Source organism: Pantoea sp. SIMBA_079, assembly GCF_046940275.1.
In the GTDB taxonomy this organism is placed as follows: domain Bacteria; phylum Pseudomonadota; class Gammaproteobacteria; order Enterobacterales; family Enterobacteriaceae; genus Pantoea; species Pantoea borealis.
In genome coordinates this window covers 1-265 of the sequence record NZ_JAWRYR010000424.1, presented here as the reverse complement: position 1 = coordinate 265, position 265 = coordinate 1, and the positions used below count along the sequence as shown (strand labels likewise).

Below are 265 nucleotides of genomic sequence, written 5' to 3'. Positions count from 1 at the left end.
CGATCGGCGGGGCGTGGAACCGCGCCGGACCGGCCCACTGCACCGGCGACGCGCGCTTGGAGAAGACCGGGTCGGTGAGCCAGTAGCCGCCACGCAGCTTCAGCAGCACGGTCGAGTGGCCCAGGCGCCAGAGGCTGCGGTCCGGCGCCGCGTCGAGATCCGCGCGGGTCAGCGCGACGACCGGGATGTCGCCGGCCGGCACCGTGTTCTCCGGCTTGCGGAAGAAGACATCGAAGCCCAGCCGCACGCTGGCCCAGAAGCCCAG

Annotated in this window: 1 pseudogene; it reads right to left on the bottom strand. The window is 73.2% G+C overall.

Annotation, left to right across the window (positions count from 1 at the left end):
- Positions 1–265, bottom strand: a pseudogene (locus tag SB719_RS20640) (hydrolase); the annotation flags it as partial.